This is a genomic window from Rhabdothermincola sp. (assembly GCF_036846205.1).
Classification (GTDB): Bacteria; Actinomycetota; Acidimicrobiia; order Acidimicrobiales; family Acidimicrobilacustridaceae; genus Rhabdothermincola.
Map to the genome: position 1 here is coordinate 1 of NZ_DAIUCK010000019.1, position 25,363 is coordinate 25,363.

Genomic DNA, 25,363 nt, shown 5'->3' on the forward strand with positions numbered 1-25,363 from the left:
GCCGTAGACGATCGGGAGCTGGCGGCCGATGCGCCGGGCGAGCTGCTGGGCCATGTTGCCCTCCGTGATCAGCTCGTCACGGCGGACGAGCAGCTGGTCCACTGCCGCCTCGATCCATGCCGACGCGCCGGGGAAGAGGCCCACCGTCTCGAGCACCACCAGAGGCGGGATGCCGAGGGCGCCGATCGCCGCCCGAGGCATCGGGATGCCGGCCTGGACCGGGACGATCGCGGCGCCCCACTGCTCGGCCAGCTCGGCCAGCTCACCGCCGCTGCTCACCACGACCAGGCGGCCACCCGCGGCGGCGGCCTCCGAGGCCGCTTCCAGCGTCTCCTCGGTGTTCCCCGAGAACGACAGCGCGAACACCAGCGAGCTCTCCCCGATGAAGTTGGGGATGCCGTAGCCCTTGTGCACCACCACGGGAACCGGCATGAACGGCCCCGCCACCTCCCGGAGCAGGTCGCCGCCGATGCCACTACCCCCCATACCCAGCACGACGACGTTCTCGATGTCGTCGTGGTCGGGGAGCGGCCCGGTGACCGCACGAGCCGTCTCGGCTGCGGCCGCGACCTGCTCGGGCAGTGCCGCAGCCGCGTCGAACATCCCGAGGGTGTCCAGGATGTCACTCAAAGCCCGCTCACTCCTCGAACGTGGGCCGGATGCCCTCGGCATCGGCCTTCGCCATCAGACGCTCGTGATCCTCGCCGGAGACGGAGCGGGCTTCATCGATCAGCATGATCGGGATGCCGTCCCGGACCTCGTAGCCCCGCTTGAGGCGCGGGTTGTACAGCAGGTCCTCGTCCTCGAAGTACAGGAGGGGGCCCTTGTCCTCGGGGCAGGCGAGGATCTCGAGAAGCTGGGGGTCGAGTGCCATGCTCACGCTCCCTTCGTCGCGTCGTCGGCTGCGGCGATGAGGGCTCGGACCTCCTCGACGTGCCGGTCGCAGGACTGGCGGTCGCGAGCCTCAAGGTTCAACCGGAGCAGAGGTTCGGTGTTGGACGGACGGAGGTTGAACCACCAGTCACCCAGGTCGACGGTCAGGCCGTCGAGCCGGTCCTGCGCCGCGCCGGCGAAGTGCTCGGCCACCCGCTCGATCACGGCGGCCGCGTCGCGCACCCGGGTGTTGATCTCGCCCGAGTCCGCGTACCGCTCGTACGGGACGCGCAGCGACGACAGCGGCTCGCCGGCATGCGAGAGCACCTCCAGCACCACGAGCGCGGCGATGATGCCGGAGTCCGCCCGGTAGTTGTCCCGGAAGTAGTAGTGGCCGGAGTGTTCGCCCCCGAACGCCGCACCCGTCTCGGCCATCACCTGCTTGATGAACGAGTGGCCCACCCGGGTCCGGACCGGCTTCCCACCCCGTTCACGGATGATCTCCGGCACGGCCTTCGAGCAGATCAGGTTGTAGAGGATCGTGGACCCCGGGTGCTTCTCGAGGATGGCGGCCGCCACGATCGCGGTCGTCAGCGATCCCGACAGCGGTTGCCCCCGGTCGTCGACGAGGAACACCCGGTCGGCGTCGCCGTCGAAGGCGAGGCCCACGTCAGCTCCCGTCTCGACCACTCTCGCTTGCAGGTCACGGAGGTTCTCCGGCTGGATCGGGTCGGCCGGGTGGTTGGGAAAGGTGCCGTCGAGCTCGCCGTAGAGCACCTCGAGCTCGAACGGGAGCCCCGAGAACACGGCCGGGGCGATGAGCCCCCCCATACCGTTGGCTGCATCCGCCACGATCTTGAGCGGCTTCAGCCCCGCCACGTCGACAAAGGAATGGACGTGCTCGGCGAACGCCGGCAGCGCGTCCACGCTGGTGGTCGACCCTTTCTGGTCTCGTTCCGGCAGGCCGGTGAGCGTGTCCTGCTTGATGCGGGCCAAGCCGGTCTCGATGCCGACCGGCCTGGCGCCGGCGAGGCACAGCTTGATGCCGTTGTACTGCGCGGGATTGTGGGACGCGGTGAGCATCGCTCCCGGCGCGTCGAAGTGGCCGGCCGCCCAGAAAAGCAGATCGGTGGAGGCCAGCCCCAGGTGGACGACGTCGAGCCCCTGGGAGGTGACACCGCGGGCGAAGGCCTCGGCGAACGCCGGGCCCGACGGCCGCATGTCGTGGGCCACGAGCACCCGGTCGGCCGGACCGTGCCGTCCGGCCTCGGCCTCGTCACGCGCGAACCGGGCGAAGGCGGCACCCACCCGCTCGACGATCGTCGCGTCGAGCTGATCGGGCACCGTGCCGCGGACGTCGTAGGCCTTGAAGATCGAGTCGAGCGACTCGGCGCTGATGGTTGCCATGGCGGGCCAACCCTAGTGGGTGATGCGCCGCCCACTCCCAGCTCGACCCGCCCTCAGCCAACCGGCAGATCACCCGGATCCAGCTCGCCGGGCAGCGGGTCGTACACGCCTTGGCGAGCCCAGCGGCGGATGCGGAACAGGTCACGTACCAACCGCAGCGCGTCGCGGGCCACCTTGACCGTCGACGCGGGTGAGTTCTCGACCCGTACCGGGACCTCGGCCAGCGACAAGTGGTACCGCTCGATCAGGTGGAAGACCTCCACGTCGAACGCGAAGCCGTCAACCCGGCAATGAGTGAAGATCACCCGGGCCACGTCGGAACGGAAGGCCTTCAGGCCGCACTGGGTGTCGCGGTAGTGGCCGAGCAGCACGGCCCGGGTGAGCAGGTTGATGGCCCGGCCACCCACCTCACGCAGGCGGCGAGCCCGTACCAAGGTGGTGGTCTCGGTGTGGCGGCGGCTGCCGACCACCACGTCCCAGCCGGCCTCGATCTCCTCCAGCAGACCCAGGATCTGGTCAGGCGAGTAGGCCAGATCAGCGTCGGTGAAGGCGATGGTGCGCCCGCGGGCCATGAGCACGCCCGTGCGCACCGCCGCCCCCTTGCCCCGGTTGCGGGGATGGCGGACCACCCGATCCGCGCCTGCCCGCTCCGCCTCGCGGGCCGTGCTGTCGGGTGACCCGTCATCGACCACGATGATCTCCAGCCCGCCATCGGTGGCGACCTTGTCGAGATCGGCACGGAGCCGGCGGACGGTGTCACCGATGCGTCCCTGCTCCGCGAAGGCGGGGACGACCACCGTGAGGCGGATCTCGCCGGGGGCTGGCGGGCGCGGGCGCCGGCGATCGAGGTCCGAGCGGATCCAGCTCGTGGCCAGCGGCCGCCGGGAGATGGCCCGCCAGGTGCCCACCGCGAGGAGGGCCCCCGCGGCCCCGACCGCGGCGTCCCGGAGGCGGCTCACGGCTCGAGGCCCTCCTCCGCTCGCACGCTCGCCTCGCCGTCCCCGTCCCCCGCGGCAGCCGACGCGGCCTCGGCGTCGGGCACCGCAGTGTCTCGCTGCTCGCCGTCAGGCATGACCAGCGGGCGGGCCCGGAACAGCAGGAACAGCCCGACGAGCCCCACGAACGACAGGCCCCACCCAGCCAGGTCGATGCCCGTGTAGCCGTAGCGCAGCTCGACGTGGTCGCTCGTCGGGACGACCACCATCAGGTTGGGCGTCACCCGGTAGGGCCCCTGAGCTCCCGAGGCCTTCCAGTTGGGGAAGTACGAGGCCTTGACCAGCACGGGGGTCCCGGGCCGGTTGACGTCGAACTCGATCGAGTCGGTGGTCATCCGGATGTTCGAGACCGTGACCGCGGAGACCGGTCGCTCGCTCGGTTGCTGATCCCCGTCGATGCGCTGCCACTCCGGCGGGCCGTCGGCAGCCAGCGGCACCGCCCACGCCCGGGGATCGGTGTACCAGCGCATCGAGCGCTCCAACCACGTCTTGTGCGAATCCTCGATGCCGCGCACGACCGCCGGTTCGTACCGCAGCGGCGTGACCAGCTCACTGTCGGCCACCTCGAACACCACCCACGGTCCCGACGTGGCCACCTCGGTGAGATCCGGGTTGCGCCGGGCGTAGTCGATCATCCGATCGCTGATGGCCATGTAGTACTTCACCCCCAGCATCTGGAGGTGTTGGATGCCTCGGTCGAAATCGCTGCGGCTGGGCACGCCGGGACCGTACGGCAGGTCCCGCTGGGCGTTCGATGGTGCCGAGGAGAGCTCGTCCTGGTTGATGAAGTGGTAGGGCGTGGTGCTGGAAGCCTCGAAGTAGAGCCCCTCCTGCGAGCCGATGCATCCGTCGGTCCAGAACGGGAGCAGCATGAGGGCCATCGGCGTGCCGTAGCGATCGTGCTGCTCCTCGTGCTCCCACATCGCCCGACCGCAACCGCGCTCACGACCGAGATCGGCCATGGTCTGCACGATGTCGTGGTACTCGGGATAGGCCGCCTTGCCCTCGTAGCCGGAGAAGTTCCACCTGGCCCACGAGTCGATGAAGCTGTCGTCCTTCGTCGGCGGGAAGAACCACCACTGGTACTGCTGGTCGGACCGTTGGTGGACGAGGTTCATCCCGAGGATGCTCCGGGGCAGGGCGCGCAGCGGCACCGCCAGCGCGACGATGGCCAGCAGCGCCGCCACCGACGCGCCGGCCACCGGTATCCAGCGAACGGGGCGCACGGGGTTCTTCGCGAAGAGCAAGGCGAAGGTGCGGAGCACGTAGGCCACCCCGATCGCGCCGAGGCAGTACAGAGCCAGGTAGTAGAAGGGCAGCAGCCGGGCGTTCCACAGCCTGCCCTGCGGGGCCAGCACGAACCCGAGCGCCGCCACCAGCGCCACCCCGATCCAGAACATGCCGCCCCGGCGGCGCTCGGCGATCCCCCACACGATCGCCATCAGCGCGCCGACGGCGGCCAGGGCCAGCAGCCACTTGATGGGGGGCGCGTCCACGAGTTGGGGATCAAGGTGCTCCCGGCTGAACAGGTAGTTGGCGTAGTTCTCCTTCTTCTCCCACCCCATGTCGTTCATGTACCGGCTCTGGAGATAGAAGGGGAACGTCCAGAAGGCGGTGACCAGGCCCGCTACCGGTAGCACCGTGGCCAGGTAGAGCAGCCGGGCCTTCGGGAACTCGGCGATCATCGCGGCGACCACGAGGGCCACCACGGCCACCATCGCCCAGAGCACCCCGAAGCGCACCCAGCCGACCACGATCTCCCGAGCGAAGGACGTGAATACGGCCAGTCCGGCAGCGGCGATCGCGGAGACCGCGACCAGTGTGCCGGCCAGCCGGGGATCGAGCCGGCGCCATCCGAGGGCCAGCACGAACCAGATCACGGTGCCGGCCAGCGCAAAGAACAGCGGGATCAGATGGCACAGCGCCGTCAGGGCGAGAAGCGTCGCAGCCCACCCGCGGTGCCTGCCGGTCTCGAGACCTCGCCCCAGCACCCCCAGGTACAGCAGGGCGAAGGTGAGCGAGATGCTGAACGCGAACTCCCCGGCGAGAGTGGAGGGGATGTTCCCCCCGTAGATGGAGAACGACCGGTCGAACAGGAAGGCCGTCATCCCCACCGCGAGCAGGGCGGGAACCGGGAACGGGAGGCGGGTGAGCCGGCCGAACGCCCACCCGGCGACCGGCAGGGTGAGCACCCCGCTGACGGCCACCAGCTTGAACGCCAACCCGTAGGGCAGCACGTAGCTCAACAGCGCGATCACCAGCGAGGGGATCACCATGTAGAAGTGGAACGCGGGGAAGCCGTCGTACCAGTCAGGAGTCCACCCGGTGAGCCGACCCGCCGGGAGCAGGTGGTCGCGCAGGTAGGCCGGGGCCCAGACATGAGCGCCCATGTCGCCCCCCGCCGGGGTCGTGGTCGAGAGCACATCGCTCGGGCTGAGCTGGGAGAACGTGAACAGCACGCACCCGGCGACGATCAGCAGGGAGACCCAACCCTCGACGGTCAGACCGAACAGCCGCGACGGCGGCGGAGGCGGCTCGGAGGGCTCCAGATCCTGCAGGTCGGGGCCGGCAGGCGGCGCCGGGATGTCACCCAGGGAGGGGCCGCCCTCTGGTTGCTCCTCGGAGGCGCCGGGGGCGTCGACGTCGGTGAGGGCCTCGGTCATGGACTCGCATGGTGGCACGTCGAGCCGGACGGGGGGAGGCCAGGGGTTCGACGCCCGTGACGTCCGTGCGGCCCGGATCCGCGCCCGGGGCGGGAGCAGCCGGTAGCGTCATGGCCCATGACCCGTCAGTGTGCCCGTCCCGGATGCGCCGAGCGCGCTTCTTCGACCTTCGGGTACGACTACGCGGAGCGCACGGTGTGGCTCGTCGAGCTCACCGCCGATCCCCATCCCTCGACGTACGACCTGTGCCGGCGCCACGCCGACGGGTTCTCGGTGCCCAACGGCTGGGAGCTGCGTGACCGGCGCAATCTCGTGCCGAGCCTGGTGCGCGAGGCGAGCTGAGGGGGCTCTCGACCACCAACGGTCGCCGTAGAGCGCTGACCTGCACGGCCCGCGGCGGGTTTTCCGGCCGAGGTCTTCTAACCTTGACGGCATGAGCCCGGACAGCCCTCCTCCCCCGCCCGGCCCCGATGGTCGCGGCCAGGGGCGCTTCGGCGGCGAACAGGGGTGGCCGAAGTGGATGGTCTGGGTCCTGCTGGGGGTCGTGCTGCTGGCGCTCTTCCTGCCCCAGCTGGTCCAGCGGTCCTCGGGCACCGAGATCAGCTACGGCGAGTTCATCGACAAGCTCCAGGCCCAGCAGGTTCAGGACGCCACCTTCAACAACAGCAACGGCAACATCACCGGCACCCTCACCGACGGCACCCAGTTCCACGCCACCGGCCCGGTCAAGCCGCCCGACGGCGACCTCGACCTGATGGCCAAGCAGGGCGTGAAATTCGAGACCCCCACGACGGGGCTGCTCGAGCAGGTGCTGCCACTCATCATCTTCTTCGGGTTGATCGTGCTCTTCTTCGCCTGGATGCAACGGCGGGCGAGCTCCCAGATGGGCGGGATCATGTCCATCGGTCGGTCCCGAGCGAAGACCTACAGCACCGAGCGACCGGGAACGACGTTCGCTGACGTCGCCGGATACGAGGGCGTGAAGCAGGAGATCACCGAGGTGGTCGACTTCCTCAAGCACCCCGAACGGTTCAGCGAGATCGGCGCCCGCATCCCCAAAGGCGTGCTGCTGGTCGGCCCGCCCGGTACCGGCAAGACGTTGATCGCCAGGGCAGTGGCCGGGGAGGCCGGTGTCCCCTTCCTCTCGGTGACCGGTTCCGACTTCATGGAGATGTTCGTCGGCGTCGGCGCCAGCCGAGTGCGTGATCTGTTCCAGTCGGCCCGCAAGATGGGGCGGGCCATCATCTTCATCGACGAGATCGACTCGATCGGCCGCAAGCGCGGGGCGGGCCTCGGTGGCGGCCACGACGAGCGGGAGCAGACGCTCAATCAGATGCTGGCAGAGATGGACGGCTTCGAGGTCAGCGCGGGGATCGTGATGATGGCGGCCACGAACCGGCCCGACATCCTCGACCCGGCACTGCTGCGGCCCGGCCGGTTCGACCGCCAGGTGGTGGTCCCCCTCCCCGAGCTGGAAGACCGGCGCCGGATTCTCGACGTCCACGTCAGGCACAAGAAGATCGCGCCCGACGTGGACCTCGACCTGGTCGCCCGGGGCACCCCCGGCATGAGTGGGGCCGATCTCGCCAACCTGGTCAACGAGGCGGCGCTCTTCGCCGTGCGCGAGGGCGCGGACCAGATCCATGCCCGCCACTTCGACATGGCCCGGGACCGGGTGGTGATGGGACAGCGCCGGGAGTCGATGGCGCTGTCCGACGAGGAGAAGGAAGCCATCGCGTACCACGAAGCAGGCCACGCGGTGTGCGCTGCCGTCCTCCCCACGGCTGACCCGCTCCACAAGGTCACCATCATTCCCTCCGGTATGGCGCTGGGTGTGACCATGCAGCTCCCCGAGGAAGATCGCCACATCTACCGGCAGGACTACATCGAGGACTCGCTCGTGGTGCGCATGGGAGGGCGCATCGCCGAGCAGCTCGTGTTCGGTGTGATCTCGACGGGTGCCAACAACGACCTCGTCGGGGCGACCGAGCTGGCTCGCAAGATGGTGCGCGAGTGGGGCATGAGCGCTCGGGTCGGCCCCATGGCCTGGGGCTCCCAGGGCCAGGTCTTCCTCGGCGAGGACCTCATGCACACCCGTGACTACAGCGACGACACGGCCAGGGTCATCGACGAGGAGGTTGAGCGGATCCTGCGGGAGCAGGAGGAGCGCTGCCGCACGATCCTCACCGAGAACCGCAAGGCCTTGGATCTCGTCGCCCGAGCCCTCCTCGAGCACGAGACCATCGACGGAGCGGAAGTGACCCGGCTCATCGAACTCGCCCGCGACCGGGCCACACCGACGCCGCCAGCGGCTGAGACGTCGGACGACGCGGCCGAGGTCGACACGCCCGTGGGGTCACCTCACGCCCCGGTGCCTCCGGGCACCGGCTGATCCGGTCCGGCCCCACTCGGCGGGACGCTCAACCCTCCTGTCGGAGCGCGTCCAGCACCGTCTCCACCTCCTGGCGGGTGACCGGGCCGAAGACATGGTGGCGGACGCTGCCGTGCACATCGACGATCAGCAGGAGGGGCACGGCCCCGATCGCGTAGCGCTCGTGGAGCGCCCGGGCCGCGTCCAGCTCGATCTCCGCAAACGCCACGTCGGGACCCGCCAGCGGTGCGAGTTCACCGACGACCGTCGCACAGGTGCTGCAGGTGTGCGCGCTGAACACGGCCAGCAGCCACGGACGATCAGGCCCGGGGAGCTCACCACGATCGATCCGCTCAGGCACGGTGAAACTCGGAGCCGCCTCCGGCGACGGCTGCCGCCGCTGGATCAGAACCGCCACCAGCGCCGCAACGGCGATCAGCGCCGCCGCGAGCAGCATCCGCTCCACGGTCAGCCTCCGACGATGATCTCGTCAGGAGAGAGCTCCCCCACCGTCCCCACCGCGGGAGCGACCGTGCCACCCACCGGCACCGCCAAGAGGTAGGAGAGATCCGAACCCCGTGAGAAGCCGAACCGTGACTCCCCCACCACGGCTCCTTCCCCATCGAGCACCACCATCAACGCCCGAAACCCGAGGGCGTCGGGGCCCAGGTCGAAGATCCGTCGCTCGCCGGGCGCGAGCTCCACATCGGCGAACCCTTCGGGCACGGTGCTGCGCCCGTCGCCCACCGCCTCCACCGTGAACCGGGCGGTCTCGGTCGCTGAGGGGTTGAGCACCACCACGGCCGCCCCAGAGGTGCCACCAGCCGAGGCCACCGGCACGATCCAGCGGCTGGCCACCACCGGGGCACCGACCGTGAAGCTCCAACCAGGCTGAGCCGCGTCGGCGGAACCGACGACGGCCCGCTCGGCGACGACCGGCTGGCCGTTCCGGCTGCGCACCACGATGGCGTGGCCCACACCGATAGGCACCCGACCGTCGCCGAGGACGTCGATGGTCATCGATCGCCGCGGGCCCACGCTCACCGCGAAGGGCTCCGGGATCCCGTTGAGGTCGGGGTCGTCGAGCAGCACCTGCACGTCCACCTCGGCGGTGGTCTCGCCGGGGTTGTAGAGCGCGATCGTCTCCCCGTACCCGCTGGCGCCCACCCCGTCGGGGAAGAGCCAGGTCTCCGCCGGCGCGGACGCCCCGAGGGTGACGGCCAGGCCCTTCGGGGCACCCTCGCGACCGTCACCCGACTGGATCTGGTCGACCACCAGCCGACCAGACCGAGCCTTCACCTCGGTGGCAACCTCCGCCCGTAGGGTCACGACCTCGCTCACGTCGACCACCAGCAACCGCCCACCCGGAACCACCAGCGCCTGGTAGGCCTGCGGAGTCCGGGTCCCGTCATCGGTGTCGAACGTGATGTCGACCACCGCATCACCGGCGAACGGGTTGAACAGGGCGAGCACCATCCGGGTGCCCGCCCGGGTCGTGCCCGCCGGGAAGTACCACGTGTTCGAGGGCGCCGACGCGCACGCACCGAACGCCCGGCCGCTGGGACCGGTGACCTCGTGCTCGACCACCGCACCCCCGCCTCTCACCTCGACCAGCGCGGCGGCGAATGGAGCAGTGACGAGCTCCGCCAGGGCGATGGCGACCCGGGACCGGGGCGCCACGTCGAGCACCCTCGTCGCTGGCCGCCCCTCACTGGGATACGCGGTCAGGTGGGCGGTGACGGCGGCGTCCGAGGAGTTGGCCACGTGGACCACGTGCTCCGCCAACCCTTCCTGGGACCCGGTGGCCGTGCCCCCCGCGCAGTACCAGGTCGAGCCGACCGCGCCCGCCGGCGACGCCACCGGCACCGCCTGGTCGAACGGCTGCTCCGCCGCCGGCGCCTCACCAGCCGGCTGGCGACGCTCGACAACCATGGCACCCGCGAGCAACACGGCGAGGAGCAGGAGTACCGGCCAGCGCCAGGACCTCATGCCGTCAACTCCGACTCCCACCCGGTCTCCCGGAGCGGTCGGCGCTCGTCGTGCACGACGCGCACCCGCAACAAGTACCCGATGGCCACGAGCCACAACAGCGCCTGGCCGGCCAGCATCAACCTGTGGGCCGCCGGGGTGTCGAACCGCAGAGTCGCCTCCCCCGGGGTATCGACGTCGAACGCATTCGCCCAGCCCAGGGCGGTCGTGCGGTCCGCGGCCGAACCGCCCACATCCAGCACCCAACGATCGCTGGAGTCCTCCGCCAGGTAGACGGTGGCTGGCTGGTCGATGGACCCCTCGAAGCGCTCGACCCCCGCCCTCTGCGGTAGCGCCACCGGCGCCCCTTCGACCTGGGGAAGGACCCGATCGGTGGGAGCACCGGCGTCCCCGGGGATCTCCGTGCCGGCCGCCAGCAACGCCCGGGTCGGCCCCCAGACGTCATTCTGGTAGACCACGACCCCCGCGGCGGTGACCGCCGAGAGGTCGAGCTGGGACTCGAAGAGCGCCCGCACACCCGTGGCGTCGTAGGAAGGCTCGCTGTAGGGCTCCGGAGCGAGTGCCTGGGGCACGACGATGTAGCGGATCCCCATCGGGGCCAGGAGCGCGCCGAGCCGGCTGGTGCCACCGGCGGCAGCCGTCGCCAGCGCCTCGCCCACCAGCGGAGTGGGACCATTCGTCGTGCTCCACCGATCGCCGACCCTTGGGGTGCCGTCGGCAGACGTGGCGTAGGCGAGGCGGGTGCCCGGCGCGAGCTTGTCGATCGTTGAGGGGTCCAGCTCCCAGCCGGCCAGCGGCAGCACCGAGGCCTCACCCACCCACAGCACCCGGAAAGGGACCTCCTCGCCTTCTTTGTCCAGAAAGCCCAAGGTACGGCCGTAGTCACCAGCCGGCTGCTCCCAGCGCCCACCGACTGCTCCCCCGATGACGGGGAACGTGGCCAGCACCAGGGCCGCGCCGGCGAGCAGCGAGCCGATCTGGCGCCAACCAAAGTGGTAGTCGGGCAGGTCCACCTCGAAGGCGGCCATGCCCAGGGCCGATGCCAGCGCGAGCCCCACTGCCGCCGGCGCCAGCAACAGCGGCACCGGAGCCAGATCGGCGGGGAGCCACCCCTGCGACATGACCCACACCACGCTGAACGAAGCCGCGGCCATCGCCCAGGCTCGCACCGCCCAGGAGAGCCGCCAATCCCGACCGATGAGCAGCGGCAACGCTGCCACCACCAGCGTGGCATAGCCCAGCACGCCGGCGCCGAGTGGTCCGGTATGGAACCGGAGCAGATCGTCGAGACCCAGAGGGCGTTCCCCGACGGCGGAGGTGGCGAGCACCTCCCCCCACCCCTTGCTGAGCAGGGAAACCGACCATGGCGCGAGGAGCACGACGGCCACGATCGCTCCGGCGACGGAGACGACCAGCACCCGCCACGCGCCGGCCCACTGGCCGGCGAGCACGCCACCCACGACGAGCGCGACCCCGACCGCGGCGACGACCACGACGGTGATGGGGAAGACCATGCCGGCGAGGGCGGTGAGGACCCCGACCATCACGACCCGCTGCACCAGCGGACGGGGCCGCACCCCCGGGCCCGCCCGGCCTCCGAGGGGACCGAACGGCGCGAGACCTCCGGCCTTGGCGAGTTGGCCGACGATCCACGGCGTGAGCCCGTAGAGCACCAGCCCGCCCCACACTCCCGTCGCGATCGAGTTGTAGGCCAGCGGGATGCACAGGTAGACGACCAGGCCCACCACCCGCGAGCGACGGGAACCGATGGGCTTGCACAATCGCCACGTCCCCGCCGCGCCCAGCGGGATCATGCCGAGCAGGAGCAGCTTGCGCAGCAGGGACATGGCTCCCAGCAGCGGGAAGCCGAGGAGGCCGACCAGCCCGAGCGCGGTCGGGTTCACGGTCTCGGCTCCCAGGCCCACCGCCCGGTAGCCGCTGGCCCACTGAGCGACCAGGTCGGCCGCCGAGCCGCCGAGCACCGGCAGATCGCCGATGGCCGACAGGCGACCGAAGATCAGGTCTCGGCTGCCGATCACCAGCACGAGCGTCGCCACCACCCAGGCGAGCACGGTGGTGCGGGCGCGCGACGAGCGCATCGTCGTCGCCAGGTCCCGCCCGGCACCGGCGAGGGAGGTGAGCGGGTCCTCCGACGAGCCCAGCTGGCCACGGAGGAACGCGGCGAGCCGGGCGCTGCCCCGTGCCTGCAGCCGACTCACCTCCCGGTCAGGGACCCTGCGTACGGCCGCGAGCGCCTTGCGGCGTGAGCGGACCTCACCGCCGCGGCGGACGTTCCAGAGCCAGGCGCTCAGGACGTCGCGCGCCTGGCCGAACCGCCCGATGAGGGTCGCGTAGACCACCTCGAGGATCGCCAGCAGGGCGGCGCGCGGAACGGTGCGGGCGCGCGTCCACCAGGTGGTGGACACCCTCATGGCCCGGAGGCGATGCCGCATCTGGAGGCGACGACGATCATCGGCGGGCCGGCGCGCTCCCAGAGCTTCGAGGTGCGCGACCCGTGCGGCCGGGGCCACCACGACCCTCGCGCCCACCACGTGCGCTCGCCAGCACAGGTCGAGATCGTCACCGTGGAAGGAGATGCCCGGGTCGAATCCGCCCAGGGCCGCGAACAGGTCGGCCCGTACCAGCGTCGCCGCACCGGGGATGTAGAAGACGTCACGAACGGCGTCGTGCTGTGCCTGGTCCAGCTCGCCCCGATCGACGTAGGGCGCGGGGTAGCCGAACCGGTCCGCGCCCATCCCGACCTGCAACAGCCGATCGGGAGCGCGCCAGTCCACGATCTTCGGCCCGACGATGCCCGCGTTGGAGCGGAACGCTTCTTCCACCAGCACCTGTACCACGTCGGGCGCCAGCCGCACGTCGTCGTGGCAGAAGAGGTAGAACGCCGCTCCCTGCACCGCGGTGAGCACGGTGTTGCAGGCTGCACCGAACCCGTCGTTGCCTTCGATCCGGCGCAACAGCGCGTCCGGCAGGATGGGAGCGATGCGCGGTTGGAGGTCCGCGGTGCCACCGGCGTCGATCACCAGCACCGACGTGTTCCCGTACTGCTGCGCGGCGACGCTGCGCAGGGTGTCCTCGAACCAGGGTCCCGGGTCGTGGGCCACGATGACGATCACGACCGGAGGAGGGAGCGGGGCGGCATCCTGCTCCGGTTGATCGGGCGCGGCAGGGTCAGGCGCTTCGTCGGCGGAGGGACTCACGGCCCTGGCAGGCTACCCCCCGATAGCGCGCCGCTGGTTCACCCCTCGGGTGGCCGCACCGGGCCTTTGTGACGCTCCGGCTCGCGCCGGTAGCGTTCGCGGGGTGGGTCACGATGCGTTGAGGCTCTTCCGCGACACCGTGTACGTCACCGTCGGGTTCGGCGTGATCGCCTTCCAGAAGCTCCAGGTGCGGCGGCGTGAGCTCGAGAAGTCCCTCGAACAGCAGCTCGACGGGCCGCGGCGGTTGATGGACGGCGTGCTCGGCCGCAGGGGTCGCACCTGAACGGCCCCGCCGGCGGCTGTCCCGATCGCATGAACATCGACCGACCGGTACGCGTCGCGCTCGACGCCGTGGCGCTGCTCGACACCCGCACGGGCGTCGGGCGGTTCGTCGAGGAGACGATCTTCCGCCTCGCCCGGCGACCCGACCTCCGGCTCTCGGCGTTCGGCTACTGGCCGCGGGCCCGCACGAAGCTGCGAGCCGTGCTCCCCCCCGGCGTCGCGGTCTCCCCGTTCCCGATGCTCGGTCCACCGCTGCGGTTCCTCTGGCGGCACGGGCGCCTCCCCCCGGTCGAGTGCTGGTCGGGCCGGGTGGACGTGGTCCACGGACCGAACTTCCTCGCCCCGCCGGCCTGGCGAGCGGCCGAGCTCATCACCGTCCACGACCTCACCATCCTGCGCTACCCCGAGTACTGCACCAGCGACACGCTGCAGTTCCCCGCGCTCATCAGGCGTGCCATCGGCCGCGGCGCGTGGATCCATACCGTCTCGCGGTTCGTCGCCGCCGAGGTCGTGGAGCTACTCGGCGCGGACCCGGCCAAGGTGGTGACCATCCCCAACGGTGTGAGTCCGGTGCCCGATGCCGATCCGGCTTCGGGCAGGCAGCTCGCAGGTTGCCACCGCTACGTGCTGGCGCTCGGCACCGTCGAGCCGCGCAAGAACCTCCCCGGGCTGGTGGCGGCCTTCGATGCCGTCGCCGCCCGGCTGCCCGAGGTCCGCCTGGTCATCGCCGGGCCGGACGGTTGGGGCACGGCGGCACTGGACGCGGCGATCGGCCAGGCTGCGCATCGATCCCGGATCGTGCGCCTCGGCTGGGTGAGCGAGACCCAGCGCGCCGCCCTGCTGCGCGGAGCCGCGGTGTTGGCCTACCCGTCGGTGTACGAAGGGTTCGGCCTCCCACCCCTCGAGGCCATGGCGGTGGGGACCCCGGTGGTGACCACCCGCACCGGCGGCATCCCTGAGGTGGTAGGGGACGCGGCCCGCTGCGTCGAGCCGGACGACAACCAGGCACTGGCGCACGCACTGGAAGAGGTGCTCACCGACGAGGAGTTGGCGGCTCAACTCCGGGAGCGGGGGAAGGCTCGGGCCGAGCTGTTCTCGTGGCAGAACACCGCCGAGCAGCTCGCCAGGCTCTACCACCGGATCGCCGACGCGGCATGATGACCCGATGAAGGCGCTGGTCACCGGTGCGGCGGGCTTCGTCGGGCGCCACCTCACCGCGCACCTGGCCGCGATGGGCGACGAGGTCGTCGGGATCGATCGCCACGCCGGGCATCCCGACCTCCTCGACGCTGAGGGCCTGGCGGCGCTGGTGCGGGACGAGGCGCCTGACGCCGTCTACCACCTGGGGGGATGGAGCGACGTGGGCGCCTCCTGGGAGCAGCCGATCGACACCTTCCGGGTGAACGCCGAGGGGACGCTCAACCTGCTGCTCGCGTGCCGGGGGCTCGGCGCGAGGGTGCTCGTCGTGACCAGCGCGGACGTGTACGGCAAGGTGTCGCTGGCGGAGCTCCCGCTCACGGAGGAGTCCCCGCTGCGCCCGATCACCCCGTACGCCGCGAGCAAGATCGCCGCCGACTACCTCGGGCTCCAGGCGTGGCTCGGCTATCGGATCGCCGTCGTGCGGGCTCGTGCGTTCAACCACCTCGGTCCCGGGCAGAGCAACCGCTTCGTATGCCCGGCGCTCGCCGAGCGCATCGCCCGCAACGAGCTCGAAGGGCGAGAGGTGGTCCCCGTCGGCAACCTCACGCCCCGGCGCGACTTCACCGATGTCCGTGACGTCGTGCGCGCGTACCGGTTGCTCGTGCTCGACGGGGAACCGGGGGAGGCCTACAACGTGTGCCGAGGGGTCGACATCGCGATCAGCGAGCTCGCGGACCGGCTGGTGGGCATGGCTTCCCGACCCATGCGCCTCGAGGGCGATCCCGACCTCCAGCGACCAGTCGACGTCCCCATCCTGCGGGGCGACTACACCAAGCTGCACAAGGACACCGGGTGGGAACCGCAGATCCCCCTCGACGAGACCCTCGCGGACGTGCTCGATGAGTGGCGCGCCCGCGTCGGGGCCTAACGCTCGTGTCGGCTGGTCCGCAGCGAGCGCAACCGCTCCCGGGCTTCCCGCAGCGCTCGTCGCTCCCGCTCGTCGTGGGTCACCTCGGCGAGGTCGGCGAGCACCGACTCCCAACGAGCGATGACCGCCTGGCGGTGCCTCGCTGGCACGTGTTCCAACCAGGCGAGGTCGTTGTCGAGCAGTGCGAGCTGGTGGGCCACCTCCGTGTAACGGGCCACCACCACGGGCAGGCGTTCAGCCTTGGCGGCAGGGTACGAGGTGCCGGCGACCAGCTCGTGCGGCTCGAGCTGGAAGACGCTGGCCAGCAGTGCGACGGTGCGCTCCCCCGGGACGGTCAGGCCGGCCTCGAGGTGCGACACCGTGACCCGGGAGACCGCCAGGCGCTCGGCCAGCTCCTGCTGGGTCAACCCGGCCTTGCCCCGAAGCTCCGCGATGCGGCGACCGAGGTTCTCGTTCACGTGCCAACCCACTTAGCAGACAACCGGCCCGAACCACGATAGGACGTAAGCCCATGGCCCGACGCGCGCTCATCACCGGGATCACCGGCCAGGACGGGTCCTACCTGGCGGAGTTGTTGCTCGAGAAGGGCTACGAGGTGACCGGCATGGTCAGGCGGTCGAGCACCGTCACCTTCGAGCGGATCAGCCACATCCAGGACCGGCTCACCCTGGTGCCGGGCGATCTCCTCGACGAGGCCTCGCTGATCGAGGTGCTACGCAGCCACCGGCCCCATGAGGTCTACAACCTCGCCGCACAGTCGTTCGTCCAGACCTCGTTCGGTCAACCGGTGCTGACCGGCGAGACCACCGCCCTGGGTGTCACCCGCCTACTCGATGCGATCCGCCTCGTCGACCCCGACATCCGCTTCTACCAGGCGAGCAGCAGCGAGATGTTCGGCAAGGTCGTCGAGGTGCCCCAGAACGAGCGCACCCCCTTCTACCCTCGCAGCCCCTACGGCGTGGCGAAGGTCTACGGTCATTGGATCACGGTGAACTACCGGGAGTCCTACCAGCTGCACGCGACGAGCGGCATCCTCTTCAACCACGAGTCGAGCCGGCGGGGCCTGGAATTCGTGACCCGCAAGATCTCCCACGGGGTGGCCCGCATCAAGCTCGGGCTCGACGACGAGTTGCGCCTCGGCAACCTCGAGGCGCAGCGCGACTGGGGCTTCGCCGGTGACTACGTCGAGGCGATGTGGCTGATGCTCCAGCAGGACGCGGCCGACGACTACGTCATCGCCACCGGCGAGACCCACTCGGTGCGCGAGTTCTGCGAGCTCGCCTTCGGCCATGTCGGCCTCGACTACGAGGACTTCGTCGTGCAGGACGAGCGCTTCTTCCGCCCGGCGGAGGTCGACCTCCTCGTCGGGGATGCATCCAAGGCCCGAGCGGTGCTCGGCTGGAAGCCGAAAACCTCGTTCGAAGAGCTGGTGCACCTGATGGTCGACGCAGACCTGGCCCTGCTCTCGGACCGGGGCCGGCCCGGTCGCTGACGCCGGAGAGCGAGCTGATGATCGCCGTCATCGCCGGGGGTGTCGGAGCCGCCCGGTTCCTCACCGGGCTGGTGCAGGTGGCAGAGCCGGCCAGCATCACCGCCATCGTCAACGTGGGCGACGATCTCGAGCTGCACGGGCTGCACATCAGCCCCGACATCGACACCGTGACCTACACGCTCGCCGGCGCCGCCGACCCCGAGCGCGGCTGGGGGCTGGCCGGCGAGAGCTGGCGGGCGATGGAGGTGTTGGAGCGTTATGGCGGTGCGAGCTGGTTCCGGCTCGGGGACCTCGACCTGGGCACCCACCTCTACCGCACCCAGCGGCTGCTCGACGGCGCGCCCCTGTCGATCGTGACGGGTGAGCTCGCCCGCGCCTGGGGTGTCGAGGTTGGGATCGTCCCGGCCACCGACGATCGGCTCCGCACCATGGTCACCCTCCCCGACGAGGGAGGGATCGAGGTGGGCTTCCAGGAGTACTTCGTCCAGCGCCGGCACGCCGTGCGGGTTTCCGCACTCCGCTTCGACGGCGCCACCAGCGCTCGGCCCGCCCCCGGGGTGCTCGACGCCATCACCGCCGCCGACACCGTGGTGGTCGCGCCCTCGAACCCGCTGGTGTCGATCGACCCGATCCTCGCCGTACCGGGGATCCGGGAAGCGATCGCCGCCCGGCGCGATCGGGTGGTGGCCGTGTCCCCCATCGTCGCCGGCGCTGCCCTGAAGGGACCCGCTGACCGGTTGATGACCGAGCTCGGCCACGAGCCGACCGTCGTGGGGGTGGCCCGCCTCTACCGGGAGATCGCCGCAACCCTGGTGGTGGACGACGCCGACCGCGATCTGGCCCCAGCGGTCGAGGGGGAGGGACTTCGCTGCGTCATCGCGCCCGCGATCATGTCGGACCCGCACGCTGCCTCGGTCCTCGCCCAGGCGGTCCTGAGCGCGGCTCGGGGCGTCAGGTGAGTCGCATCGAGATCTTCGGTCTGGTGGGCATCCCCGAGGTCGCGCCCGGAGATGACCTGGCCTCCATCATCGTCTCGACCGCGGCGCACGACGAGGCGACGGCGTTGCAGGACGGCGACGTGGTGGTCGTGACCCAGAAGGTTGTCTCGAAAGCCGAGAACCGCCTGGTGCCGATCGACCCGACGGACCCCACCAGCCACAAGACACTGGTGGAGCAGGAATCGGTCCGGGTGCTGCGCCGCCGGGGCGACCTGGTCATCAGCGAGACGGTGCACGGGTTCGTGTGCGCGAATGCCGGCATCGACCTCTCCAACGTGGCCAGGGGGCAGGCCGCGCTCCTGCCCGCTGACCCTGACCGGTCTGCTCGGCGCATTCGAGACGGGATCCGGGGCAAGGCGGGGATCGACGTGGCTGTGGTCGTGTCCGACACGTTCGGGCGGGCCTGGCGTCGCGGCGTCGTCGACGTCGCCATCGGTTGCGCGGGCGTGGCGGCGATCGTGGACCTGCGCGGATCGACCGACTCGTTCGGTCGCGAGCTGCAGGTCACCGAGGTGGCGGTGGCCGACGAGCTGGCCGCCGCTGCCGAGCTGGTGATGGGGAAGGCCACGGGCATCCCGGTCGCGATCCTGCGGGGCGTCGACCGGGCGTGGCTGCGCGACTCGAGCGTCCGCGGCGAGCTGGTCAGAGCGCCCGGCGAGGATCTCTTCCGCTAAGCGGGACGCTGTGCCCGGAACCAGTCGAGGACCGCGACGGTGCCCGTGTCCAGATCGGTCCGGGGCGTCCAACCGAGCGTCTTGCCGGCCAACGCGGGGTCGAGTGCGGAACGGGCCAGCTCTCCTGCCCGGGGAGGAGCGTGGCGGGCCGGCAGGTCGACCCCGGCGGCCCGGGCCATGGAGTCGTAGAGCTCGTTGACGGTGGTTTCAACACCGGTGCCGATGTTGAGCAGCATCCCGTCACCCTCTGTCACCGACCGCATGAACGCGTCCACGACGTCAGAGACGTAGACGAAGTCGCGGGTCTGCTGGCCGTCACCGAAGATCGTGCACGGTTCTCCTGACAGGAGTCGTCCGGCGAAGATCGCCACCACCCCTGCCTCGCCGTTGGGGTCCTGGCGCGGCCCGTAGACGTTGGCCAGCGCCAGTGCCGTGAACGCCAGGCCATGCAAGGCGTGGTAGCAGAACAGGTAGTCGTCGACCACCTTCTTGGCAACGCCGTACGGCGATGTCGGGTGCTGGGGATGGTCCTCGGTGACCGGCAGCGCGTCCGGGCTCGGCTCGCCGTAGATCGTCCCCCCGCTGGAGGCCACCACCACTTTGCGAGCTCCGGCACGCCGAGCGCCCTCCATCACCTGCAGGCTGCCGATGACGTTGACCTCGGCATCGAACACGGGCCGAGCCACCGACACCCGAACATCGGCCTGGGCGGCCAGGTGGAACACCACCTCAGGGGCGCGAGCCTCGATGAGCTCGACCAGGGTCGCGTCGCGGATGTCGAGGTGGTGGAACCTCAGGCGATCGCCGTGGGTGCGCCGGGCGGACTCGAGGTTGGCGAGATTGCCGGTCCAGAGGTTGTCCACGACATCGACCTCGTGGCCCTCGGCGAGCAGCCGATCGACGAGATGGCTGCCGATGAAGCCCGCGCCGCCGGTGACGATGGTCTTCATGCTGTCTCCATGGGTATCCGCGCGCCGTGCGCCTTCAGGCCTGGATCCACCGTCATCGCCCCTCCCACCACGGTGAGCTCGTCGAGGACCGCGCCCTCACCCACGACCGCATCGGGGCCGACGATGGAGCGCGTCACGGTTGCCCCCGCGCAGATCCGGGCGCCCGGCAGGACCGCGGAATCGACGACCCGTGCCCCGGCGTCGATCCGGGCCCCGTCCATCACGACCGAATGCTCGACGTCTGCCTGCGTGCTCACCGTCGCGGACGCGGCGATGGCGCGCTCCGGGGCACCGCGCACCCCGTCGATGAGGTCGAGTTGCACCTGCAGGTAGGTGGCGGGGGTGCCGGCGTCGACCCAGTACGCATCGCTCTGGAGGGCGAACAGCGACCGATCTGCGACCATGGCCGGGAACGTCTCCCGCTCGATCGACACCCGCCGGCCAGCGGGGATCCGATCGAGGACCGACGGTTCGAGGACGTAGGTGCCGGCGTTGATCCAGTGACTTGGCGCCTCACCCGGAGGTGGCTTCTCGATGAACGCCTCCACCCGGCCGTGCTGGTCGATGGGGACCACGCCGTAGCGGCTCGGATCGTCGACCGGCGTGAGGGCGATCGTGCCCTCCGCGTTGCGCTCGCGGTGCACACGCCACAGCTCGCCGATGTCCAGGTCGGTGAGCACGTCACCGTTCACCACCAGGAAGGTGCTGTCGATCCCGCCTTCCTCCGCCGCGAACCGCACCGCGCCGGCCGTGTCGAGCGGTTCAGCCTCCACCGCGTAGTGCAGCCTGACCCCGGCACAGACGTCCTCCGGGTACGCCTGGAGGAACGCGTCCGGCCGGTACCCGAGGGAGAGGATCGCATCGGTCACGCCGTGCCGGCTCAGCGCCTCGATGACCCGTTCGATCATCGGTCGGCCCACGATCGGGAGCATCTGCTTCGGGGTGGTCGAGGTCAACGGTCGCAGCCGCGTGCCGAAGCCGCCGACCAGGACGACGGCTCTCACGGGGTCGCAGTGGCTGGCGTCGTCGTGGAAGGTTCACTCGGGGTCGGACCCTGGGACGGGATGGTGACCGTCGCGCCGGTATCAGTCTCCCCCTCGATCACCGAGTTCGGCTGGGTCGAGCCGTCCAGCGCGGTGGTCGACGTCGGCGACCCACCGCCGGGGAGGTCGACGGGGTTGTCAAGGTTGGAAACGCTGGGTGGGCGAGGAACCTCGGCCCCATCCGGGACGATGGCGATCGTGATCGCGTCGCGGTCGGCCCTGAGCGGGATCTTGCCGAAGTCACGGTCGTAGACCGTCGGCTCCGCGTTGGGATCATCCGCGGGCCAGACGTAGACCTTCAGGTTGGCGGGCTGGCCGTCGCAGTCCATGCCGTTCTCGTACTTCGTGCCATCGGGCATGGTGATCGAGCTCGACCCGAAGGTCACCCCGACCATGTCACCCCACTTCCCCAGCGTCGCGTTCCTGCCGCCGTGGCTGTCGCTGAAGGGATGGATGTGGATCAGGCCGTCTCCGTGGGTGTGGATGCCCGTGGTGTCGTTCTTGACGTCGGTGAGGGGAGCACCGAAGGCATTGCACACGTAGAAGCCGTACGCATTGTGCCAGTGGTCCTTCGACGTGGGCGGTGAGGCGCTGGCCGGATCGAGCCCTGATTCACCGCGCGCGAACCACACCAGGCCGACACCGAGCACGACGATGGCGAAGACCGCGAGCGGGAACACGAACTTCCGTTGGGAGGGCCGGACGGACCCACCCGCTCTCGCGGCGCGCGCCACCTTCTTGGAGGAGGATGCCTTGCCCATAGCACGACCACGCTAGCCGCCACTGCTCGGCATTCCGGCGCGCAGACCGAAGAACAGCTGTTCGTACGCTGCTGCCACCGCAGCCGGCGACGCCCAGGATTCGACGAAGCGTCTTCCCGACGAGCCCATGGCGGCCGCTTCGTCGGGCGCGTCCAGCAGGCGCCGGATCGCCTTCGTGAACGATTCCGGGTCCCCCGGGGGGACGGCCAGGCCAGCACCCGCCCGCTCGACCGTCCGGGCCACCTCGGTGCCAGGGTCGACGCTGGCCACGATCGGGCGCCCCGCGGCGAGGATCGAGTACAGCTTGCTCGGCACACTCGACCACGCCAGGCCTTTCTTGAGCGGCACCACGTGCACGTCCGCCGCCGCCAGGACCTCGGGGAGCCGGTCCTTCGGCTGCATGTCGACGAAGCGGACGTTGGGCAGCCCCTGGGCGCGTCGTTCCAGCTCCGGGCGAGCAGCCCCGCCACCGTTGATGACGAACACCACTCCGGACTCATCGACCATCGCCGCCGCCGCGTCGAGGAGCAGCTCCAGCGACTGCGAGAGACCCACGTTGCCCGCGTACATGACTACCCGCTTTCCTTCCAAACCGTTGAGAGCCCGGTAGCGGTTCTCTTTCGGCCCGGGCGTGATCCAGCTCGTGTCGACGAAGTTGGGGATGACGTGCACCTTCGCGGCCTGCCGGGCGGCGGCCCGACCGTGCAAGCCCTGCGTGATCTTCGCCCTCACGTTCTCCGCCAGGTCGTCCGACAGGACGGTGACCGCGTCGGACCGCCGGTAGGAGAAGCGCTCCAGGTGGCGCGCCGCGGCAATGACCCGCCGCCCCGTGAGCAGGCCGAGCTCGACCGCTACGTCCGGGAACACATCCTGGATGTTGAACACCAGTGGCACTCGGTGCACCCTGCTGACCACCCATCCTGCGAGGCCGAGGGTCAACGGCGGCGACATGGCGAGGACCACATCGGAGCGCGGACCACCGAGGGCCACCGCCATGGCGAATCCGGTGAAGCCGCCGAACGCCACGGCTCGGGCCGGGATGTTGCGCTTGTCGGTCGGGAACGGGTGGATCCTGCTGACCCGTCCCCAGTCGGCTCGCTCCGTGCGCACCAACTGGCCTTCCCAGCCGGGCTCCACCGCGTGGTGCTCGTACCACGGCAGCGAGGTGACCACGTGCAGCCGGTGACCGCGCTGGACCAGCTCGGCGGCGATCCTCGTCATCACCTCGCCGGTGGGTGCCACGTCAGGCGTGAAGTGCGGGCAGAGGATGGTCACCTCGAGCGCTCGACGCTTTGTCACCGGACTCTCCCCCGCGAGCTGGCGATCGCTCGTCGATACACCTCCGCCAGCTTCTGTGGCGAATCGCCGGACTGGAAGGCAGCCGCCCGCGAGCGCGCCCGCCGAACGAGATCAGCCCGGTACGGCTCGTCGTCGAGGACCCGGCGGATGGCCCCTGCCCACGCCTCGACGTCGTCAGGGGGGAGGAGCTCACCACCCCCGCCGACCACCTCGGCCAGCGCGGCCGCGTCGCTGGCCAGGACCGGACATCCCCGACTCATGGCTTCGATGACCGGCAAGCCGAAGCCCTCATACCGTGACGGGAACGCTAGTGCGGTGGCCTCGCGGTAGAGCACGTCGAGGTGATCGCTCGGGACCCGGTAGGTCCGCCGCACCTGCTGGCCGATGCCGAGCTCACCGATCAGCCGGCGACACTCCGGTTCGGCTGGCCCACTCCCCGCCGTGAGCACGAGCACGGTCGCCGGGTCCGAGCGGACGGCCAGCGCGAACGCCCGGAGCAGGGTCTCGTGGTTCTTGTGCGGGTAGGTGATCGCCGGGTAGAGGAGGAAGGGGCGGCCGACCAGGTCGTAGGCCGACCGCACCGTCCCGACCGGCGCCGCCGGTTCGAGGGCTACAGGCAGATCCGGCGGCACCGTGGCGATCCGAGCAGGATCCACCGCGAGCTGCCGAGCGACGTCCCGGCCGGCCCAGCTGCTCAGGGTGACGAGCGCCACGGCAGCCCGTGCAGACCGGGGGACCGCGACCCGAAGGTAGACCCGCTTGGCCCATCCGAAGTTCTGGGGCAGGTCCCAAGGCTGCAGGTCGTGGACGGTGAGGACACCGGGAGCGGTCCTCCGAGCGGGCATCGTGCCCCCCATGTGATGGACGAGTGCCACTTGTTCCTGGCGCGATCTCCACGCCAGCCACGTGCTCTCGGCTGTCACCCGGAGCAGCTTCGAGCGTCCCGACACCGGCGCCACGATGCAGCGCAGGTCCCGAACCAGGTCCGGGTAGCGTGCCGGGAAGCTCTGGTTCACGAACAGCACGAGCTCCAGATCGGGGAAGCGATCGGCTTGCCGCACCCAGGCGCGCAGAATGCCCACGGTGTATTCCTCGCTCCCGCCGACGACCCCGGGAACCAGCCAGAGGAGGTTGCACCCGACGCGATGGGACGGTGCTCCCCTCATCTCCCGGCCGCCTCCTCGTAGGCAGCCACGAGCGATGCCGCGGTGCGCTCCCAGGTGAACGTCGCAGCCCGCTCCCGAGCCAGCTCGCCGAGCCGGCGGGTGAGCGCGTCGTCGCGCAGGATCCGCTCCATGGCCCGCGCGAGCCCGTCGACATCGGTGGGATCCACGACCAGACCGGCATCGCCCACGACCTCCTCGGTCGCCGTGCCCGCAGAGGTCACCACCGGGGTTCCCTGAGCCATCGCCTCGAGCACGGGCAGGCCGAAGCCCTCCCGAATGCTCGGGAGGCAGAACAGGCTCGCGCCGGCATACAGCGCGCGGAGATCCGGCGGCGGTACGAAGCCGAGCACATGCACCCGGTCACGCAACTTCGACCCGATCAGCCGTTCGAGATCCTCGTTCCAGCCTGCAGGGCCGGCCAGCACCAGGTCGACATCGTCGATGTCCATCCGGCCGAACGCCTCGAGCAGCACGGGCAGGTTCTTGCGCGGCTCGACCGTTCCGGTCCACAGCACGTAGGGCCGTTCGATCCGGCGAGCGGTGAGCATCTGCGCGACCTCTGATGCCGAGGCGGTCTCGATGCGGATGCCCCAGGGCACCAGCCGGAGACGGACCGGGTCGAAGCCGTGAGCCACGCAGTCGTCGATCGTCGCCTGGGAGGGCGCGATCACCAGGTCCGCCTCGCGCCTGGCCAGGTCGATCGCTCGCCGGAAGAACCGCAAACCGTGCTTCGTCACGTGGCCCGGTTGGTGGAGGAACCCCAGGTCGTGCACGGTGACCACCAGCGGTGCCGATCGGGGCGGCACGGCCATGCCCGTGGCGTGGATGACGTCGACCGCCCCGGTCGCCAGCTGGACAGCCGGCCAGCGCAGCGCGTGCCAGCTCTCGTAGAGAGCGAGGCGCGGGAGCGGCAGCATCCGCACCGCGATCTCCGGTCGCCATTCGGGCGGGGGGGGGTGCCGATGGCGGGCGCTGACCCCCACCAGATCGAGGCGCGCATGGCGAACCATGGCACTCACCGCGTCGAGAGCCGATCGCGCTGTGCCCCCCGGCACGTCGTGCCAGCACTGCTCGAGCGTGACCGCGACGCGCAACTGCCGTGTCATGGCCAGGG

General features: G+C 70.5%; 22 protein-coding genes and 1 pseudogene. 8 read left to right on the forward strand and 15 right to left on the reverse strand.

All coding sequences use genetic code 11. The annotated features are described in order from the left end of the window. The 5 genes and pseudogenes from V7004_RS04415 to V7004_RS04435 form a co-directional block, all read right to left on the reverse strand. A pseudogene (locus V7004_RS04415) lies at positions 1–630 on the reverse strand (bifunctional phosphoglucose/phosphomannose isomerase); the annotation flags it as partial. A 7-nt stretch (positions 631–637) separates the two neighbouring features. Next, a complete protein-coding gene (locus V7004_RS04420) occupies positions 638–874 on the reverse strand; it encodes a Trm112 family protein (RefSeq protein ID WP_334142434.1) in 237 nt (78 codons plus the stop codon). Between the two features lie 2 nt (positions 875–876). Continuing rightward, a complete protein-coding gene (locus V7004_RS04425) occupies positions 877–2,280 on the reverse strand; it encodes a phosphomannomutase/phosphoglucomutase (protein WP_334142435.1) in 1,404 nt (467 codons plus the stop codon). 53 nt (positions 2,281–2,333) lie between these two features. Next, positions 2,334–3,239, reverse strand: coding sequence for a glycosyltransferase (locus V7004_RS04430; protein WP_334142436.1), 906 nt, complete (start codon positions 3,237–3,239; stop codon positions 2,334–2,336). Beyond that, entirely contained in the window at positions 3,236–5,938 is a 2,703-nt protein-coding gene (locus V7004_RS04435; protein ID WP_334142437.1) for a hypothetical protein, read from the reverse strand. Before V7004_RS04435 ends, V7004_RS04430 begins: the two co-directional genes overlap by 4 nt. A gap of 117 nt (positions 5,939–6,055) precedes the next feature. On the opposite strand from V7004_RS04435, the gene V7004_RS04440 reads away from it, so the two are divergent. Further along, positions 6,056–6,280 carry a DUF3499 family protein gene (locus V7004_RS04440; RefSeq protein WP_334142438.1) on the forward strand — a complete coding sequence of 75 codons (225 nt, stop codon included), beginning with the start codon at positions 6,056–6,058 and terminating at the stop codon, positions 6,278–6,280. A gap of 91 nt (positions 6,281–6,371) precedes the next feature. Further along, on the forward strand, positions 6,372–8,330 hold the full coding sequence (gene ftsH / locus V7004_RS04445; protein WP_334142439.1) for an ATP-dependent zinc metalloprotease FtsH: 1,959 nt from the start codon (positions 6,372–6,374) through the stop codon (positions 8,328–8,330). A 28-nt stretch (positions 8,331–8,358) separates the two neighbouring features. Here ftsH and V7004_RS04450 read toward each other — a convergent pair whose 3' ends face one another. Genes V7004_RS04450 through V7004_RS04460 form a run of 3 tightly spaced genes read right to left on the reverse strand, consistent with a single transcriptional unit; the run spans position 8,359 to position 13,516 of the window. Then, a complete protein-coding gene (locus V7004_RS04450; RefSeq protein WP_334142440.1) occupies positions 8,359–8,766 on the reverse strand; it encodes a TlpA family protein disulfide reductase in 408 nt (135 codons plus the stop codon). A gap of 11 nt (positions 8,767–8,777) precedes the next feature. After that, the gene (locus V7004_RS04455) at positions 8,778–10,298 is read right to left on the reverse strand and encodes a DUF5719 family protein (protein WP_334142441.1); all 1,521 of its coding nucleotides are present in this window, start codon (positions 10,296–10,298) and stop codon (positions 8,778–8,780) included. Then, entirely contained in the window at positions 10,295–13,516 is a 3,222-nt protein-coding gene (locus tag V7004_RS04460; RefSeq protein ID WP_334142442.1) for a glycosyltransferase, read from the reverse strand. Before V7004_RS04460 ends, V7004_RS04455 begins: the two co-directional genes overlap by 4 nt. 103 nt (positions 13,517–13,619) lie before the next feature. Between V7004_RS04460 and V7004_RS04465 the strand changes: the two genes are divergently transcribed. Genes V7004_RS04465 through V7004_RS04475 form a run of 3 tightly spaced genes read left to right on the forward strand, consistent with a single transcriptional unit; the run spans position 13,620 to position 15,866 of the window. Continuing rightward, the gene (locus V7004_RS04465) at positions 13,620–13,799 is read left to right on the forward strand and encodes a hypothetical protein (protein WP_334142443.1); all 180 of its coding nucleotides are present in this window, start codon (positions 13,620–13,622) and stop codon (positions 13,797–13,799) included. A gap of 29 nt (positions 13,800–13,828) precedes the next feature. After that, on the forward strand, positions 13,829–14,956 hold the full coding sequence (locus V7004_RS04470) for a glycosyltransferase family 4 protein (RefSeq protein WP_334142444.1): 1,128 nt from the start codon (positions 13,829–13,831) through the stop codon (positions 14,954–14,956). A gap of 7 nt (positions 14,957–14,963) precedes the next feature. Further along, positions 14,964–15,866 carry a GDP-mannose 4,6-dehydratase gene (locus V7004_RS04475; protein ID WP_334142445.1) on the forward strand — a complete coding sequence of 301 codons (903 nt, stop codon included), beginning with the start codon at positions 14,964–14,966 and terminating at the stop codon, positions 15,864–15,866. Here the strand turns inward: V7004_RS04475 and V7004_RS04480 are convergent. Continuing rightward, positions 15,863–16,324 (reverse strand): helix-turn-helix transcriptional regulator, encoded by a 462-nt coding sequence (locus V7004_RS04480; RefSeq protein WP_334142446.1) that lies wholly within the window; start codon positions 16,322–16,324, stop codon positions 15,863–15,865. The genes V7004_RS04475 and V7004_RS04480 overlap by 4 nt on opposite strands. Before the next feature lie 53 nt (positions 16,325–16,377). On the opposite strand from V7004_RS04480, the gene gmd reads away from it, so the two are divergent. The 3 genes from gmd to cofE are packed head-to-tail and all read left to right on the forward strand — an operon-like array spanning position 16,378 to position 19,030. Next, positions 16,378–17,358 (forward strand): GDP-mannose 4,6-dehydratase, encoded by a 981-nt coding sequence (gene gmd, locus V7004_RS04485; protein WP_334142447.1) that lies wholly within the window; start codon positions 16,378–16,380, stop codon positions 17,356–17,358. Positions 17,359–17,375: 17 nt separating this feature from the next. Then, positions 17,376–18,317 carry a 2-phospho-L-lactate transferase gene (gene cofD, locus V7004_RS04490; protein ID WP_334142448.1) on the forward strand — a complete coding sequence of 314 codons (942 nt, stop codon included), beginning with the start codon at positions 17,376–17,378 and terminating at the stop codon, positions 18,315–18,317. Beyond that, positions 18,314–19,030, forward strand: coding sequence for a coenzyme F420-0:L-glutamate ligase (gene cofE / locus V7004_RS04495; protein ID WP_334142449.1), 717 nt, complete (start codon positions 18,314–18,316; stop codon positions 19,028–19,030). Before cofD ends, cofE begins: the two co-directional genes overlap by 4 nt. On the opposite strand, the gene V7004_RS04500 is transcribed toward cofE, so the two are convergent. The 6 genes from V7004_RS04500 to V7004_RS04525 are packed head-to-tail and all read right to left on the reverse strand — an operon-like array spanning position 19,027 to position 25,355. Further along, positions 19,027–19,980, reverse strand: coding sequence for an NAD-dependent epimerase/dehydratase family protein (locus V7004_RS04500; RefSeq protein WP_334142450.1), 954 nt, complete (start codon positions 19,978–19,980; stop codon positions 19,027–19,029). The two genes, cofE and V7004_RS04500, sit on opposite strands and share 4 nt — an antisense overlap. Further along, on the reverse strand, positions 19,977–20,984 hold the full coding sequence (locus V7004_RS04505; protein WP_334142451.1) for an NDP-sugar synthase: 1,008 nt from the start codon (positions 20,982–20,984) through the stop codon (positions 19,977–19,979). Before V7004_RS04505 ends, V7004_RS04500 begins: the two co-directional genes overlap by 4 nt. After that, on the reverse strand, positions 20,981–21,784 hold the full coding sequence (locus tag V7004_RS04510; RefSeq protein ID WP_334142452.1) for a hypothetical protein: 804 nt from the start codon (positions 21,782–21,784) through the stop codon (positions 20,981–20,983). The genes V7004_RS04505 and V7004_RS04510 overlap by 4 nt, the downstream gene beginning before the upstream one ends. Positions 21,785–21,796: 12 nt before the next feature. Beyond that, positions 21,797–23,083, reverse strand: coding sequence for a glycosyltransferase family 4 protein (locus V7004_RS04515; RefSeq protein WP_334142453.1), 1,287 nt, complete (start codon positions 23,081–23,083; stop codon positions 21,797–21,799). Continuing rightward, the gene (locus V7004_RS04520) at positions 23,080–24,249 is read right to left on the reverse strand and encodes a glycosyltransferase family 4 protein (RefSeq protein ID WP_334142454.1); all 1,170 of its coding nucleotides are present in this window, start codon (positions 24,247–24,249) and stop codon (positions 23,080–23,082) included. Before V7004_RS04520 ends, V7004_RS04515 begins: the two co-directional genes overlap by 4 nt. Further along, positions 24,246–25,355 (reverse strand): glycosyltransferase family 4 protein, encoded by a 1,110-nt coding sequence (locus V7004_RS04525; RefSeq protein ID WP_334142455.1) that lies wholly within the window; start codon positions 25,353–25,355, stop codon positions 24,246–24,248. Before V7004_RS04525 ends, V7004_RS04520 begins: the two co-directional genes overlap by 4 nt. Positions 25,356–25,363: the final 8 nt, after the last annotated feature.